General features: G+C 43.6%; 10 protein-coding genes. 3 read left to right on the top strand and 7 right to left on the bottom strand.

Features of this window, described 5'->3' with window-relative positions; genetic code table 11:
- Positions 1-8 precede the first annotated feature (8 nt).
- Positions 9-656 (bottom strand): GPP34 family phosphoprotein, encoded by a 648-nt coding sequence (locus tag QNH15_RS12920; RefSeq protein ID WP_283895184.1) that lies wholly within the window; start codon positions 654-656, stop codon positions 9-11.
- 428 nt (positions 657-1,084) lie between these two features.
- Positions 1,085-2,227, bottom strand: a complete 1,143-nt coding sequence (locus QNH15_RS12915; RefSeq protein ID WP_283895182.1) for an NADH-dependent flavin oxidoreductase — start codon at positions 2,225-2,227, stop codon at positions 1,085-1,087.
- Between the two features lie 220 nt (positions 2,228-2,447).
- Here QNH15_RS12915 and QNH15_RS12910 point away from each other — a divergent pair, with 220 nt between their 5' ends.
- Positions 2,448-3,143: a CAP domain-containing protein gene (locus QNH15_RS12910; RefSeq protein ID WP_283895180.1), complete on the top strand. Its 696-nt coding sequence runs from the start codon at positions 2,448-2,450 to the stop codon at positions 3,141-3,143.
- 34 nt (positions 3,144-3,177) lie between these two features.
- Here QNH15_RS12910 and QNH15_RS12905 read toward each other — a convergent pair whose 3' ends face one another.
- Positions 3,178-4,110, bottom strand: a complete 933-nt coding sequence (locus QNH15_RS12905; RefSeq protein WP_283895178.1) for a manganese-dependent inorganic pyrophosphatase — start codon at positions 4,108-4,110, stop codon at positions 3,178-3,180.
- A 322-nt stretch (positions 4,111-4,432) separates the two neighbouring features.
- On the opposite strand from QNH15_RS12905, the gene yhfH reads away from it, so the two are divergent.
- Positions 4,433-4,561 (top strand): protein YhfH, encoded by a 129-nt coding sequence (gene yhfH / locus QNH15_RS12900; RefSeq protein ID WP_074440483.1) that lies wholly within the window; start codon positions 4,433-4,435, stop codon positions 4,559-4,561.
- Positions 4,562-4,646: 85 nt separating this feature from the next.
- Here the strand turns inward: yhfH and QNH15_RS12895 are convergent, their stop codons facing one another.
- Positions 4,647-6,128, bottom strand: coding sequence for a glutamate synthase subunit beta (locus QNH15_RS12895; protein WP_061970084.1), 1,482 nt, complete (start codon positions 6,126-6,128; stop codon positions 4,647-4,649).
- A gap of 17 nt (positions 6,129-6,145) precedes the next feature.
- Positions 6,146-10,708: a glutamate synthase large subunit gene (gene gltB / locus QNH15_RS12890; protein ID WP_283895175.1), complete on the bottom strand. Its 4,563-nt coding sequence runs from the start codon at positions 10,706-10,708 to the stop codon at positions 6,146-6,148.
- Between the two features lie 129 nt (positions 10,709-10,837).
- Here gltB and gltC point away from each other — a divergent pair, with 129 nt between their 5' ends.
- Positions 10,838-11,740: a glutamate biosynthesis transcriptional regulator GltC gene (gene gltC / locus QNH15_RS12885; RefSeq protein ID WP_283895173.1), complete on the top strand. Its 903-nt coding sequence runs from the start codon at positions 10,838-10,840 to the stop codon at positions 11,738-11,740.
- A gap of 457 nt (positions 11,741-12,197) precedes the next feature.
- On the opposite strand, the gene QNH15_RS12880 is transcribed toward gltC, so the two are convergent.
- Both QNH15_RS12880 and fdhF read right to left on the bottom strand, forming a co-directional pair.
- Positions 12,198-12,737, bottom strand: a complete 540-nt coding sequence (locus QNH15_RS12880) for a helical membrane plugin domain-containing protein (RefSeq protein ID WP_283895171.1) — start codon at positions 12,735-12,737, stop codon at positions 12,198-12,200.
- Between the two features lies 1 nt (position 12,738).
- The gene (fdhF, locus tag QNH15_RS12875; protein WP_283895169.1) at positions 12,739-15,684 is read right to left on the bottom strand and encodes a formate dehydrogenase subunit alpha; all 2,946 of its coding nucleotides are present in this window, start codon (positions 15,682-15,684) and stop codon (positions 12,739-12,741) included.
- Positions 15,685-15,812 lie beyond the last annotated feature (128 nt).

The raw sequence follows: 15,812 nt of genomic DNA, 5'->3' as shown, positions 1-15,812 counted from the left end.
CCTCCAAATTAACCAACAGAAGCTATTATAGTAGTAATGGTACGTGATATACCATCAACCATCGCAAAAATTTCTTTGTTTGTTGTATCTTTTCGGAGACTTGAAATTTTATCTTTAAGCTCCTGTTCTTCGAACTCACTAAAATAGTGCTTCAAGGTGTGATTCCCTATTAATAAACTTGATAAAACAACAGTATCCGTTGTAACGGGCCCCTCTTCTAATAACTCGGCTCGAAGCTGTTCTACCATGTTTTTCTTATCCTCTTCACCACCAACTAATTGTGTGGAATGGCCTAATATTCCGCCGTTAGTTTTGGTAACAACATTGAGGTCAACTAAGGTATCTCCAATTGAGTTAAATAATTCTTTGAAAAGTTTCCGATTAGTTGCCAATTCTCTTGCTAACTTTTTGAGATGAACTGATTTTTCTTGAGAAATCCTATTATAGACTATACGTAAATATTCTTTGTCCTTTGGTAATTCTTGATTTACTGTTACTTGATTATCCAACAATAAAATAACATCTTCCATAATGAGTTCCAGAATACCACTTGCAATTAGAAATGACCGAATGCGCAGACTACCGACAGGAGCCACGCCACCCTTATCATTTAATGATAACAATAAATATCTTTGTGAAATCCCCATATTTTCCATAAAAAACACCCGCTTTGAATTTTTTTTAATACGGTATTAAATGTTCATTGCACTTTTAAATTACTACTTACTACTTACTACTTACTACTTACAATATATTCTCCATCTTGAAAATTGTCAACAAAAGAATACGGTACTTGCTGAACAGAAAGTTAATAACTATAAAAAAATCCTGGATTTCTCCTGGATGTTTTTTTTATAATTCGAGTGTGTTTAAGTTAAAGGTTGAACCGAACATAATACAGTAAGCCATCCCCTATATTGTTCCATACATTTGTTTTGACCCAAATAGATATGTGGGAGGATCATACAATCTGCCCTCCTGTTTTGTAGGGTACTACCATAATATGAAGCCGCATCATTCAAAGATTGAATACATGTCCATGAAAAAACCCCTTTTTGCCTGAAGACAAAAGGGGTTTCATTTCTTATTGATTTTCCTCTACTGGGAACCACCCTGGAGTATTAATAATCGCCTGCCATAATGCGTCAGGGACCACCAATTCATGTTGAGCGTCTTTTTTTAGCTTTGTTTGTATTTCAGAAGCGCGCCCTTCTTCAATTTTTTGGACCCAGTCTGGATCGATGATTAATTCCCTGCCAATTGCAATAAGCGGTACTCCCGTTTTGATGGCCTTTAAGGCATCATCTGCTGAGTAGATGGAGCCGACACCGATTACAGGAACCTTGTTGCCCACTCTTTCCTGGATAATTTCCATTCGAGAACGGGTATCATCCACTCCTCTTCTTGGAACAGACCAAAAGTCCATCAGTGAAACGTGAACATAGTCCAATTGCTTTTTCGCAAGTTCATCCACTAATAACAATGTTTCATCCATTGTAATTCCTGGTGTCTCTGGTTCTTCAGGTGAAAACCTGTATCCGACCAGAAACGGCTCCTTCGCATGCTTCTTCACTGCACTTTTCACTTCGTCGATCACAGCAAGCGGGAACGCCATACGCTCTTTAATTGTTCCTCCCCACCTGTCCGTACGCTGGTTTGAGTGCGGGGAAAAGAACTGCTGTATCAGATAGCCGTTGGCTCCATGAATTTCAATTCCGTCAAACCCAGCTTCAATAGCTCTTCTTGCCGATTCACCAAAGTCCCGGATGATCGACTGGATTTCTTCATCTGTAAGTTCACGGGGGAGCGGTTGCTCACCGGTTGGTGTCTGCTGCTCAGGAGCCACCGCACTCGCACTGACAACATCGCCGTCAGGCACCAATTCAGGAGGACACATACGGCCGCCATGAAAAACTTGGAGAACAGCTTTCGCGCCTTCTTGTTTGATGCTTTCTGCCAGTCTTCGAAGGCTGGGGATCATTTCATCATTGTGGGTGCCAAATTCTCCTGGAAAACCTTTTCCGCTTGGACTGACATAAGCACAGGCGGTAATGACCATTCCAGCTCCCTTAGATCGTCGGATATAATAATTTACTTCACTGTCTGAAACGGTGCCATCCTCGTTGGAAGAAAAATTGGTCATGGGAGCCATGACTACCCGGTTTTTCAATGAGATTCCATTATCAAAAGTAAAATCATCCAATAAGGGCTGATATTGATTTGTCATAAAGACACTCCTTTTTTCTCTGTCTGTCATCCATCATACTTTCAAAAAGTAATTTAAGCACGAAAAGTGCTCACAGACCGTTTTTCTTATCGCAATGGTTATAAACTTCCCTTAATGGACCAGTTGTATGATGCTGTAAGCTGATCATGTATGGGTTTTTCCAATTGTGAAATACTATGGACGTCTGGAAATAATAGCACATCTTGAAAGGAGCACAAACATGAAGCGTTCCCAGATCATTTTCTCATTCTTCGCGATTATTCTCTTTCTTGCAGGCTGCAACAATGTAAATAAGGATGAACTTCGCAGCGATCAGAAAGATCATAAGTCATTATCCGGTCAAAAAACGATTAAAACGAGCAATGGTTATCTCACATCGGAAAACCAACCTTATCGCTCATCCACAGGGCATAAAACAACATCGAAAATAAAAAAAGAAAATATTTCATATAACAACCCTGATACCCAAATGGAAACTAATCCCGACATGAATGGGACCGTTCCACCCGCTGCCCCTCCATCCGGCAATCAGGGATACAGCCAGGAAATGATTCAGCAGGTGGTCGAACTCACAAATCAGGAACGGCGGAAACATGGACTTTCGGATTTAAAATATGATCCTCAATTGACTAATATGGCTCAATCAAAAGCAAATGACATGGACAACAATGATTATTTTTCTCACAACAGCCCGACGCAGGGTTCCCCTTTTGACCAAATGGAAAAGATGAATATTGATTACGATTCGGCTGGAGAAAACATCGCCATTGGCCAGCAGTCTCCTGAACAAGTCGTCAACGACTGGATGAACAGCGAGGGACACCGCAAGAACATTCTAAATCCTGATTACACCCATATTGGGATCGGCTATACCGGCAATGACGATTGCTGGACACAGGAATTCATCGAAAAATAAAAGAAGCCGGAATGACCGGCTTCTTTTATGATTTTTAATGAATGTTAAATGTATCTGTCAGTACAGGTACAATTTGTTTCTTCCGGGATACTACCCCTTTTAATACAGCAGTATTGTCCTCAAGCTTGACATTATAAGCTTTTTCAACAACCTCTGACTTCTTTCCGAGCGCCAGGCCTGTTGAATCATTGGTCAGGATATCCGTCACAACGAACAGGAACAGATCAAGACCTTTTTCCTGAACGACACTGTTGATCGCATCTTCAAGTTCTTGTTTTCTTTCAAACACTTCATCAGTATCGACTGTGTTGACCTGGGCGATTTCAACCTTGCTGTCTCCCATTTGGAATTCTTTCGCATCAAGTGTAATCAGCTGGCTGACTGATTTGTCACTAAGGTCCGCACCCGCTTTCAGCATTTCCAAACCATAGCTTTCAGCATCCACACCGGCAATTTCAGCAAGCTCTTTCGCTGCTGCAATGTCTTGTTCTGTGCACGTCGGAGATTTGAACAGCAAGGAATCAGAAATAATCGCGGAAAGCATTAGTCCTGCGATGTTCTTTTCTACAGCCACTCCATTTTCTTTGTACATTTTATTCAAGATAGTGGCGGTACATCCAACCGGCTCGGCACGATAATACAATGGATCACTTGTTTCAAAATTAGCGATTCTGTGATGGTCGATCACTTCAAGTACTTGTACAGAGGCAATATCGGATGCACTCTGTTGGCGTTCGTTATGGTCTACCAAAATGACCTTTTCCACTTCGTTGGCAACTGTTTCAACAAGGCGTGGGGCTGATGCGCCAAATTGATCGAGTGCATATTGGGTTTCTCCATTGACTTCTCCAAGACGGACCGCTTCTGCATTAACGCCAAGTTTTGTTTTCAGATCAGCATAAACAAGCGCTGAACAAATTGTGTCTGTATCCGGGTTTTTGTGTCCAAAAATCAATACTTTTTCCATACGTAAACTTCTTCTCCTTTGTCCTCTAAAAATGAATGCTCCAGGTAAAACAGTACTAGAACAGATTTCCATCCACTGTTTTACTCAACGATATTATTTTAGCATTTACTAAAGCCTGGGTAAAACAGAACTTGTGCACATATACTTTAGTATAAACCAAATCAAACAAGTCAAAAGGTGTGACTTTTGGCCTCGTTCCTTCTGATCTCCTTAAGTTGCACTAGTCTTTTTGTCGTGTTTTCAAAATAATCTATAACAGATATTGACGTCGCTAAACTGTTATAATACAATGTGTTTAACAGAAAACAGGAGGTAATGCTGAATGTTGACATTGGAATTTTATCGTAACTTGCCTGAAAAACAATGCCGGGAATGCGGGAACAAGATGGATGAACAACATGAATGCTATGTTCAGGAATGCGAACATTGCGCCACACAGCAAAAAGCCTAGTTTTCACCCGATTTAACAAGCAAAACAGCCGACAGTGACTGTCACCTCTTTAACAGAGTGCAACAGTTCACAAACGGCTGTTTTTTTATGCAAGCACCGTACTTCCCATCAGGTATTTATCCACTTCTCTTGCCGCTTCACGGCCTTCCTGAATGGCCCATACGATCAGGCTTTGCCCTCTTCTGGCATCACCTGCGGCAAACACACCTTCCACATTGGTGCGGTAATCGCCATGTTTGGCCTCAATTTTTTGATTGTTTGCATTTACGCCGAATTGTTGGAGCAGCGGCTGTTCAGTACCCTCAAAACCGATTGCGATGAACACTAACTGCGCCGGCCATACCTTTTCAGTTCCCGGCACTTCCTTTAGTACAGCTTTGCCTTCTTCATCTGTCGTGAATACGGTTTGTACGGTATGGAGTTCCTTCAGATTGCCTTCCTCATCTGCAACCAACTTTTTAGTCTGAACTGTATACTGTCTGGGATCCTTGCCAAACTTGGCTTCGGCTTCCTCATAGGCATAATCCATCGTAAAAATGTTAGGAAGCTCCGGCCACATGTTATCCGGTGTTCTTGCTTCCGGAAGCTTTGGATACTTGCCGAATTGGACAATGCTTCTGCAATTTTGGCGGAGAGCAGTAGCCACACAGTCTGCACCTGTATCTCCTCCACCAATAACGATGACATCCTTGTCCTTTGCATCGATCTGCTGATGAACCGGTACATTCTCGTTCAAAAGACTTCGTGTGGAACCTGTGAGATAATCCATCGCATAATGTACGCCTATTGCTTCACGGCCTTCCAATACCAAATCTCTTTGTTTTTGGGCACCAACACAGAGAATAACAGCGTCATATTGATTTTTCAGTTGGTCGGCAGTAATATCTTCGCCTACTTCTGTAGAACAGATAAAATCAATGCCTTCCTGTGTCAGGAGCTGGACGCGCCTTTCCACAACCTCTTTTTCAAGTTTCATGTTCGGAATTCCATAGGTTAATAGTCCGCCAGCACGTTCTGCTCTCTCATATACGGTAACGGAATGCCCGGCTTGATTCAACTGGTCAGCTGCTGCCATTCCGGCTGGACCAGAACCAACGACTGCAATTTTTTTGCCCGTTCTGGTTTCAGGAATCCGGGGGGTAATCCATCCGTTCTCAAAGCCTTTATCGATAATCGCTTGTTCAATATTTTTAATGGTGACTGCCGGTGAAGAAATCTCTACAGTGCAAGACCCTTCGCATGGCGCCGGGCATACACGGCCCGTAAATTCTGGGAAATTATTGGTTTTCATCAGACGTTCCAGTGCATCTTTCCATTTTCCCCGGTAAACGAGGTCATTCCATTCCGGGATCAGGTTATGGATGGGACAACCTGAAGTCATCCCGCCAATATCCATACCAATATGACAAAATGGTGTTGCACAATCCATGCATCTTGCACTCTGTTGATGAAGAGTTTCATCATCCATCCGCTCGGTATGTTCTTTCCAGTCGTTTAAGCGAGTGAGAGGATTACGTTCTTTAGCTTCTTCTCTCGCATATTCCATAAATCCTGTTGTTTTACCCATACGTCCTCTCCCCTTTCCTAATTAAGAATTAGCTGATTTCTCTCTGCTGAAGGACTTTTTTTTAAAGTTGATGATTCAAGAAACGCACTCATTACGGCTTCCTCATGACTCTTTCCGGAGTTTTCCTGTTCTGCAATCCTTTGGATCATTTGTTTGTAATCCTTCGGAATGACTTTTACAAACTGAGAAGCATATTCATCCCAATTGCTCAGGATGATCGCCGCTTTTGAGCTGAGGGTATAATGATAATGGCTTAGAATCATCTGTCTTACCTCTTCTTCCTCCTCATGCGTTGCAAAGGATTCAAACTCCACGCTCTCTTTATTGCATAGTGATAAGAAGGCTTCCTTATCGCTGGCAAGAATATAAGCTACTCCGCCTGACATACCGGCTGCAAAGTTCTTTCCTGTTTCCCCAAGAACAACAACTTTTCCGCCTGTCATATACTCGCAGCCATGGTCCCCGATTCCTTCAGTGACGATGTTGGCTCCGCTGTTTCTTACCGCAAATCGTTCACCGGCAGCTCCATTAATGTACGCTTCTCCGCTTGTTGCACCGTAAAACGCAACATTTCCGGCAATCACGTTTGTGTCAGATAAAAAGTCGGATTCTTTTGGCGCAGTAACAATAATTTTACCGCCTGACAGCCCTTTGCCCACGTAGTCATTGGCATCTCCCGTCAAGTACAAGCTCATCCCTTTAGGAATAAAGGCACCAAACGATTGGCCGGCAGAGCCGTTAAATTGCAGATTGATCGTATCTTCCGGAAGCCCTTCTTCACCATGACGCTTGGAGACCTCACTTCCGCAAATCGTCCCCGTCACACGGTTGGTGTTATTAAGATTGAAAGAAAGATAAACTCTTTCCTGCTCTTCAAGCGCTTGTTCAATCGCCGGAAGTATGGTTGTAATATCAAGCGATTCGTCAATTTTATGATTCTGAGGCGTCTGGAACGTTCTTACTGAACCATCCACGGTATGAATCAAATTGTTCAAGTTTAATTGTTTTGCTTTCCAATGGTGTTTTGCACGTTCCGACATTTCAAGAATGTCACTGCGCCCAACCATTTCATCGATCGTTCTGAATCCAAGCTCAGCCATAATCTCGCGAACTTCCTGAGCAACGAAGCGCATATAGTTGACGACATGATCAGGGTCACCCATAAACTTTTTGCGCAGTTCAGGGTTTTGTGTTGCAACACCAACCGGACATGTATCCAAGTGACAGGCGCGCATCATAACACAGCCCAATACAACAAGCGGTGCAGTCGCAAACCCATATTCTTCTGCACCAAGTAAAGCTGCGAGCACCACATCTTTACCTGTCATCAGCTTTCCGTCAGTTTCCAAAACCACCCGGTCACGCAATCCGTTCAGCATCAGTGTCTGATGGGCTTCGGCAAGGCCAAGTTCCCATGGCAGGCCGGTGTGCTTGATACTTGTTTTAGGTGATGCGCCAGTTCCTCCGTCATATCCGCTGATAACAATGACATCTGCAGAGCCTTTTGCAACACCGGCAGCGATTGTGCCGACGCCCGCCTTGGCCACCAGTTTAACGGAAATTCGCGCGTCCCTGTTTGAGTTCTTCAAATCATGAATCAATTGCGCCAAATCCTCGATCGAGTAAATATCATGGTGAGGAGGCGGTGAAATCAGTCCTACACCAGGAGTAGATCCACGGACATCAGCCACCCAAGGATATACCTTGTTACCCGGAAGCTGGCCGCCTTCTCCAGGTTTTGCTCCTTGAGCCATTTTAATTTGCAGTTCATCAGCGTTCACCAGGTAATGGCTTTTGACACCGAAGCGGCCAGAAGCGATTTGCTTGATCGCACTGCGGCGGAAATCCCCATTCTCATCGGGAATATAACGTGATGCATCTTCTCCGCCTTCCCCACTGTTGCTTTTGCCTCCTAAACGGTTCATGGCAATCGCCAATGCTTCATGAGCTTCACTGCTCAATGACCCAAAGGACATAGCCCCTGTTTTAAAACGTTTTACAATATCTTCCACAGACTCAACTTCTTCAATCGGAACCGCCTGGCCGGTAGGAAACGAAAAGAGGTTGCGTAAGAAATTCAATCGCTCTTCGTTTGCAGCGGAGGAATATTGTTTGAATAAGTCGTAATCATTTCGGCGGCAAGCCCACTGCAGCGTATGAATCGTTTTTGGATTAAAGGCATGGTGCTCACCTGTTTTTCTCCATTGAAACTCGCTCCCTGAATCCAGTGCTTCAGTATCCCGCTTATCGCAGGCTTCACCATGGCGCTGTACCGCTTCCTGCGCGATGGTCGTAAGATTAATTCCATCGATTTGAGAAGCTGTTCCGGTAAAGTAGCGGTCAATCACATCTTCACCAATCCCCACCGCTTCAAAGATTTGCGCTCCGCGATAACTTTGAATGGTTGAAATTCCCATTTTAGACATGACTTTTACTACGCCGTCTGTAACACCTTTAATATATTTTTTTACGACAGAATCGAAGGACATTTCAAGGTGTCCGTCCAGAATCGCCTGCTGGTATGTGGCATACGCCAAGTAAGGATGAATGGCGTCTGCTCCATAACCAATCAGAGCGGCATAATGGTGAACTTCACGTGTTTCTCCCGAATCAACGATCAAACTTACTTTCGTACGCAATCCTGCACGTACCAGATGATGGTGCAGACCGCTTGTTGCCAGCAAAATAGGCATCGGTGTGCGTTTTTCATCCATTTCCCGATCCGAAAGAATGAGAAGAGTATGCCCCTCTTCAATGGCTTTCTCTGCTTCTGTAAATAAAGTATTTAATGCCGATTCCAAATCTTCAGAAAATAAAGTGTGCAACGTGGTGCTTTTGAATTCAGGCAGTAAATTTTGTTTTAACAGGTCCAGTGTACTGCTTGGTAGAATTGGTGTATCAAGCTGGATGCGACGACAATTGAAAGCTTCTTTTTGCAAAAGATTTCCTTCAGCTCCAAGGTAACTGATCGTCGAAGTAACCACCTGTTCCCTAAGAGAATCAATCGGCGGATTGGTTACTTGTGCAAATAATTGCTTAAAATAGTTAAACAATGATTGGGAGCGGTCGGATAATACAGCCAGCGGGGTATCATTCCCCATGGATCCAACTGGATCTTTTCCTTCATTAACAATAGGAAGCAAATACTTTTGAACATCTTCATAGGTGTAACCGAATGCTCTCTGGCGTAAGGACATGTTATCCACTGTTTCCGGCTCTTCCGGTTGACCTTCGTCATCAAGACGGATCAAATTCTCATCGAGCCATTTGCGATAAGGATTCGCCATGGAAAGCTCGGACTTTATTTCCTTATCAGAAACAATTCTGCCCTTTTCTAAGTCGATCAGCAGCATTTTACCAGGGCTGAGGCGGTCTTTGTATAGAACATTTTCAGGCTCTACATCAATCACGCCAACTTCTGAAGAAAAGATGATATAGTCGTCTTTTGTTACATAATAACGTGCAGGGCGCAACCCGTTACGATCAAGAATTGCTCCAATCTGACGACCGTTAGTAAAGGAAATGGCCGTAGGTCCGTCCCAAGGCTCCATTAATGTGCTGTGGTATTCATAAAAGGCCTTCTTTTCCTCTGTCATATGCGGATTATTTTCAGACCAAGGTTCCGGAATAAGCATCATCGCTGCATGGGCAAGCTCCCTGCCCGCCAAAACAAAAAATTCAAGGGCATTGTCCAAAACAGCTGAATCACTGCCTTCTGTATCCAAAATCGGCAGAAGCTTTGCCAAATCTTCTCCAAAGGCTTCTGAAGCAAATTGCTGTTCACGGGCCTTCATCCAATTGATGTTTCCGCGCAAGGTATTGATTTCCCCATTATGGATCAAGTAGCGGTTTGGATGGGCACGCTCCCAGCTTGGAAAGGTATTTGTACTAAAGCGGGAATGGACTAAAGCAAAAGCCGATACAAAAGCATCATTCTGCAGGTCCACATAAAAGGAATCCACTTGTTCAGGCGTTAGCAGCCCTTTGTAAACAATTGTTTCGGATGAAAGGCTTGAGAAATAAAAACGCAGGTCTTTGTCCTTGCCCCAGCTTTCGGCTTGTTTACGGATAAGGTATAATTTACGTTCAAAGGGCAAACCATTTTTCACTTCACCTGAAGCCTGAATAAATACCTGATGAATAGATGGGCAACTCTCTTGCGCCAGTATTCCGATTTTTTCGTCAATTACAGGTACGCTTCTCCATCCTAAAAGGACTTGGCCTTCCTGTTCAATTAAACGATTGATTTTATCTTTAATAATCAACTGTTCTTCCTCGCTCTGCGGCAGGAACAGCATCCCGACTCCATAGCTTCCTTTTTCGGGAAGAGAAAATTCCTTGCAGTTTTCTCGAAAAAACGCGTCTGGCAGTTGAACCATAAGCCCGGCACCGTCGCCGGTAAGTGGATCACTTCCCTGTCCTCCTCGATGGTCCAGCTGGCAAAGCATGCTTAAACCCTTCTTCACAATATCATGGGTAGCTAGTCCTTTAATGTGGGCGTATAAGCCAATACCGCATGCATCATGTTCAAATTCGGGACGGTAGAGGCCCTGTCGTTTTGGTAATTGATGAAATGTCATTGTTCGCTCCCCCGTTTCAGTTGTCTTTTTTATAGTGTAGGTTTTATAATTCATCCAAACAATATATAATTTAGATAAGATTGATCTAATTTTGAGAATAATAAGAAAAAAGTAATGGAGGGTTGACAAATGGAGCTGCGGCAATTGCAGTATTTTATTGAGGTGGCGGAACGTGAGCATGTATCTGAGGCTGCGCAGCATTTGCATGTTGCACAGTCTGCCGTCAGCAGGCAGATTGCCAACCTTGAGGCAGAATTAAATGTAGATTTGTTTGAGAGAGAAGGAAGGAATGTTAAATTAACTCCAGTTGGCAAACTATTTTTAACTCACGCGGCTACCGCGTTAAAGGCCATCGATTATGCAAAAAAACAGATTGATGAATATTTGGATCCGGAACGCGGTACTATTAAAATCGGATTTCCTACCAGTTTAGCAAGCCACTTGCTTCCAACCATTATTTCGGCATTTAAGGAAGAACATCCAAACATCGCGTTTCACCTGAGACAAGGTTCTTATCATTTTTTAATAGATGCTGTAAAAAAGGGAGACATTGACCTGGCTTTTTTAGGTCCTGTTCCAGCCAATCAGTCAGATGTACAAGGGCATATCTTGTTTACGGAAAGAATTTCAGCCCTTTTGCAGGCTAATCATCCTCTTGCTGAAAAAAACAGCCTTATGCTCAGTGATTTAAGAAACGATCCTTTTGTCCTATTTCCGGAAGGGTATGTGCTGCAGGAGGTGGTTGTTAACGCCTGCAGAGAGGCAGGCTTCACTCCGAAAATCTCTTCCGAAGGTGAAGACATGGATGCGATCAAAGGGCTGGTGACCGCCGGAATAGGTGTTACTCTTTTACCCGATAGTTCATTTTATGAAACAACACCCCGCTACACCGTAAAAAAGCCGATTGATTTTCCCCTTGTGCAGCGTACAGTAGGACTGATCACGCCGAAAAGGCGGGAATTGGCGCCGGCTGAAAATGTATTTTATGATTTTGTAATTGACTTCTTTTCAAAGCTTGAGCAGTATCAATAAAAAAAAGCCTTGAAAAAGCATCCAGCACCATGCTTTTTCAAGGCTTTTCATTATGCGGAATCAGGAAGCAGCTCTTTGTTCTTTCTGAAGCAAGGCAACAGCGTACAAAAGCAGATATCTCTCACGGGGAGTCAGCCGAAGCCAATCTTTTACTTTGTACTTCATGTTAGTTCCTCCTTTTTATTTCCCTGGCCTTCCTGTAAATCATCTATAATTTCACCTTTGTTTTTTTAAGCGTATCTTTATATTACCACCTCCTAAATTTAGCAAACATATTGCTCACATTTACTTTTCTCTTTTGTTCTCTTAAAATCAACAAAAAAAGATCTGTTTTTGATTGCCTCTCGTTAAAAAATAGGTAATAAGAACCGTTTTTTTTTCGTTTTTGTCGAATGATGACGGATAAAAAAAGAAAAAAGCCCTCCATTTTTATGGAGAGCTTTCATTCTTCAGAGAATCAGCCCAGGTTTTTCCCTGGATCTCTTCTTTGAACGTCAAATTCTTCGGTTTGACGTTCTTTTGGTTCGGTTTCTTCGCCCATTCCCTTCAAAAAGGACAAAAGAAGTGTAATCGCTCGATTGATTTCCGGGTCTTTCAGTGCCTTTACCAGACTGAAATAACTTGTTTTTTCTTCCGTATCATTCATTTCTGCTACTCTGGCTACACCAGAGTTCACTTTAAGAAGCAGCGGTTCAATTTGTTTTACATTTAATGTTCCCAGTACCCCTGTCAACAGAAGGAGGTTTTTCAGGGTATTCGATGTCTCTGGGGTATCTGCTGTTTTCACCAGTATATTCAGCACCTTGTCTCCCTGGCCAAAGAGTCCGTTTAAAAGAGGAAGAATCCCCTTCTCATGCATGTGATTTAAAACACTCAGCGATTCCAGCAGGGCATCTTTATTATGAATGAGAGCATCCTCGACTTCCCTTAAATCCTTGCTGCGCAGTTCTTCTTCCGTGAATTCCTGCCGATAGACGGTTTTTGTCGCTTTAGCCATCTTATCTCAACTCCTTTTTCACGAGATCTCCCGGGAATACATAATCCTTCCTTGCCCACTTTTTCTGAACATTAACTCCAATTTGCGGCTGAGGATTTCCATTTCGGTGATTGATGCTTGGCAGTGGATCTGTACCTTCGGATTGCAAGATCTCCATTTTGGCCATGGTTTCCTTATAAGCGGGCGTATCCGTATCTTTATCCGCATAGCTGCTCGTCAGCAAGTTGATGGCAGCATCGCCATTATCGTTCATCGGCAGATAGACTTCTTTTCCTTGGACACGGTCGGTTATATGGCATTTCACTTTTACATTTCCGTAAGGGGAAGTCAGACGGACAAGGGTTCCATTTTTCAATCCGCGCTCCGCTGCCAGCTCCGGAGATACTTCAAGGAAAACACTTGGCGTTTTAGACGTTATCCCTTTTGCTTTATACGTCAAGTTTCCTTCATGGAAATGTTCAAGCAAACGGCCATTGTTCACATGGATATCATATTCTTCTCCAAAATGGACGGGCTTTGTCCACTGAAGCGGGAATACAATGGCTTTTCCATCAGGAAACGGAAAATCTTCCATGAATAAATTTGGAGTATCTGTTCCGTCTTCCGCGACCGGCCACTGAAGACTTTTAAAGCCCTCAAGACGTTCGTATGTCACTCCTGCAAATAATGGAGTTAACTGAGCAGCCTCCTCCATGATATCGCTTGGGTGTTTATAGTCCCAGTTGGCACCAACAGCATTGGCGACTTCTTGTATGATCTGCCAATCCGGTTTAGATTCCCCAAGCGGTTCGAGCACCTGATAAAGACGCTGTATTCGGCGTTCAGTATTCGTAAAGGTTCCCTCTTTTTCAAGACTTGGGCTTGCCGGAAGAACAACATCAGCAAATTGAGCCGTTCTGGAAAGGAAGATATCCTGAACCACGAAAAAGTCAAGTTTTTCAAATCCCGCATGAACATGATTGATATTGGAATCTACAATCCCCATATCCTCACCTTTTAAATACATGGCCTTAAGCGTACCGGAATGCATGCCTTCCACCATTTCATGATTGTTTAAGCCAGGTTTCTTCGGAAGTTTTACTCCCCATCCATGTTCAAAATTTTGGCGGACACGTTCTTCTTCAATGTGCTGGTATCCAGGCAGCCTGTTCGGCATACTGCCAAAATCACTTGCTCCCTGTACATTATTATGTCCGCGTAACGGATAAGTCCCAGCCCCTGGCTTTCCGTAATTTCCGGTGATTAGCATCAGGTTGGAAATGGCTGTGCTTGTATCGCTTCCTGCACTGTGCTGTGTAACACCCATAGCCCACAGGACACATACGGTTTTCGCTTCATGTATCATTTCAGCGATGCGAATCAGCTCTTCTTTTGAGATGCCAGTTTCCTGTTCAGCAAATTCCAAGGTAAAAGGAGCGAGGCTTTCCACATAATTGCCATAGCCATTCACCCGGTTCTGAATGAAATCATCGTCAGCCCAGCCTTGGTCAATGATATATTTAGCGACAGCCGACAGCCAGACAAGATCGGATCCCGGAGCAGGACGAACGAAAAGATCCGCACGTTCGGCCATTTCATGCTTTCGCAAATCAGCCACAATCAGCTTTTGTCCTTTAAGTTTATGTGCACGCTTAATTCTTGTCGCCAAGACAGGATGCGACTCTGATGTATTCGTGCCCACACCGATGACCAGGTCTGAGTTTTGAATATCCTTGATGCCACCTGAATCTCCCCCATGACCGACCGTTCGGAAAAGACCAAGGGTAGCCGGCGTCTGGCAGTACCTTGAGCAATTGTCAATATTGTTTGTCCCAATAATTCCCCTGCCGAGCTTTTGCATTAAATATGCTTCCTCGTTGGTACATTTGGACGAACTGATAAACCCGAAGGCATCCGGGCCATAGTTGTTTTTAATTTCACCAAATTTGTGTGAAATCAGTGAAAGGGCTTCATCCCATTCCGCTTCTCTGAAAGCATCCCCCTCACGAATAAGAGGCTTTGTTAATCGTTCTTCACTGTTCACAAATTCCCAGCCGAATTTCCCTTTTACACACGTGGAAATGCCATTCGCAGGGGCTTCTGCATGAGGTTCCACTTTAAGAATCTCACGTCCTTTTGTCCAGATTTCAAAGCTGCACCCCACCCCGCAGTAGGTGCAAACGGTTTTTGTTTTATTAATCCGTTCATCCCGCATGGCTGATTCCATGTCTGAAATGGCCAAGATAGAACCATACCCTGTTTCAACGGCTTTTGTAATTTCAATCATTGGACGAAGCGTATCCCTGTCAATTCCGGTCATATAGCCGGCTTCACCTTCCATCCCTTTTTCCATCATGGCATTGCATGGACAAACCGTTGAACAATGGCCGCAGGAAACGCAGGAAGATTCGTTTATCGGAACATCATTATCCCAAATCACACGGGGGCGATCACGCTCCCAGTCAATCGACAGTGTTTCGGTCACCTGTACATCCTGGCATGCTTCCACACAACGCCCGCAAAGGATGCACTGATCCGGATCATAGCGATAATACGGATGAGACCGATCTGCTTCATATGGTTTTTTGGGCTCAAATGGAATACTTTGATGATTGACTTTCATTTCTTTAACCGTATTGTGCACTTCACAATTTCCATTATTATAGTCACAGACGGTGCAATATAGTTCGTGGTTATGTAATATCCGGTCCATTCCAATCACTTGCGCTTTTCTTACCTCTTCAGAAGCCGTCTCAATGACGTCTCCGTTTTTCAAGCCGGTGGAGCAAGACCGGACAAGCTCACCATTTACGCTCACAATGCAGGTGTCACATGTTTCAATAGCTCCAAGACTTGGATGATAGCATACATGGGGAATTTCAAGATCACTGGCTGTCAAATGCTGAAGTACGGATGATTTATCTGATGCTTCTGTTTCTACACCATTCACTGTTACTCTGATTGACATATAGCTCACCGCTTTTCAATAGTTTTAATCATCTCCCAAACCCATTCCCTATCATTTCATCTTTAAACGTAGAAATTGGGAATAAAAAAGCAGGCAGCCCACGAAGGGCATGCCTGCTTTTCATCTGT

It is taken from the genome of Fictibacillus enclensis (genome assembly GCF_030123385.1).
Classification (GTDB): Bacteria; Bacillota; Bacilli; order Bacillales; family Fictibacillaceae; genus Fictibacillus_C; species Fictibacillus_C enclensis.
Note: the sequence above shows the minus strand (reverse complement) of the source record. Positions and strands in the feature narration are given on the sequence as shown.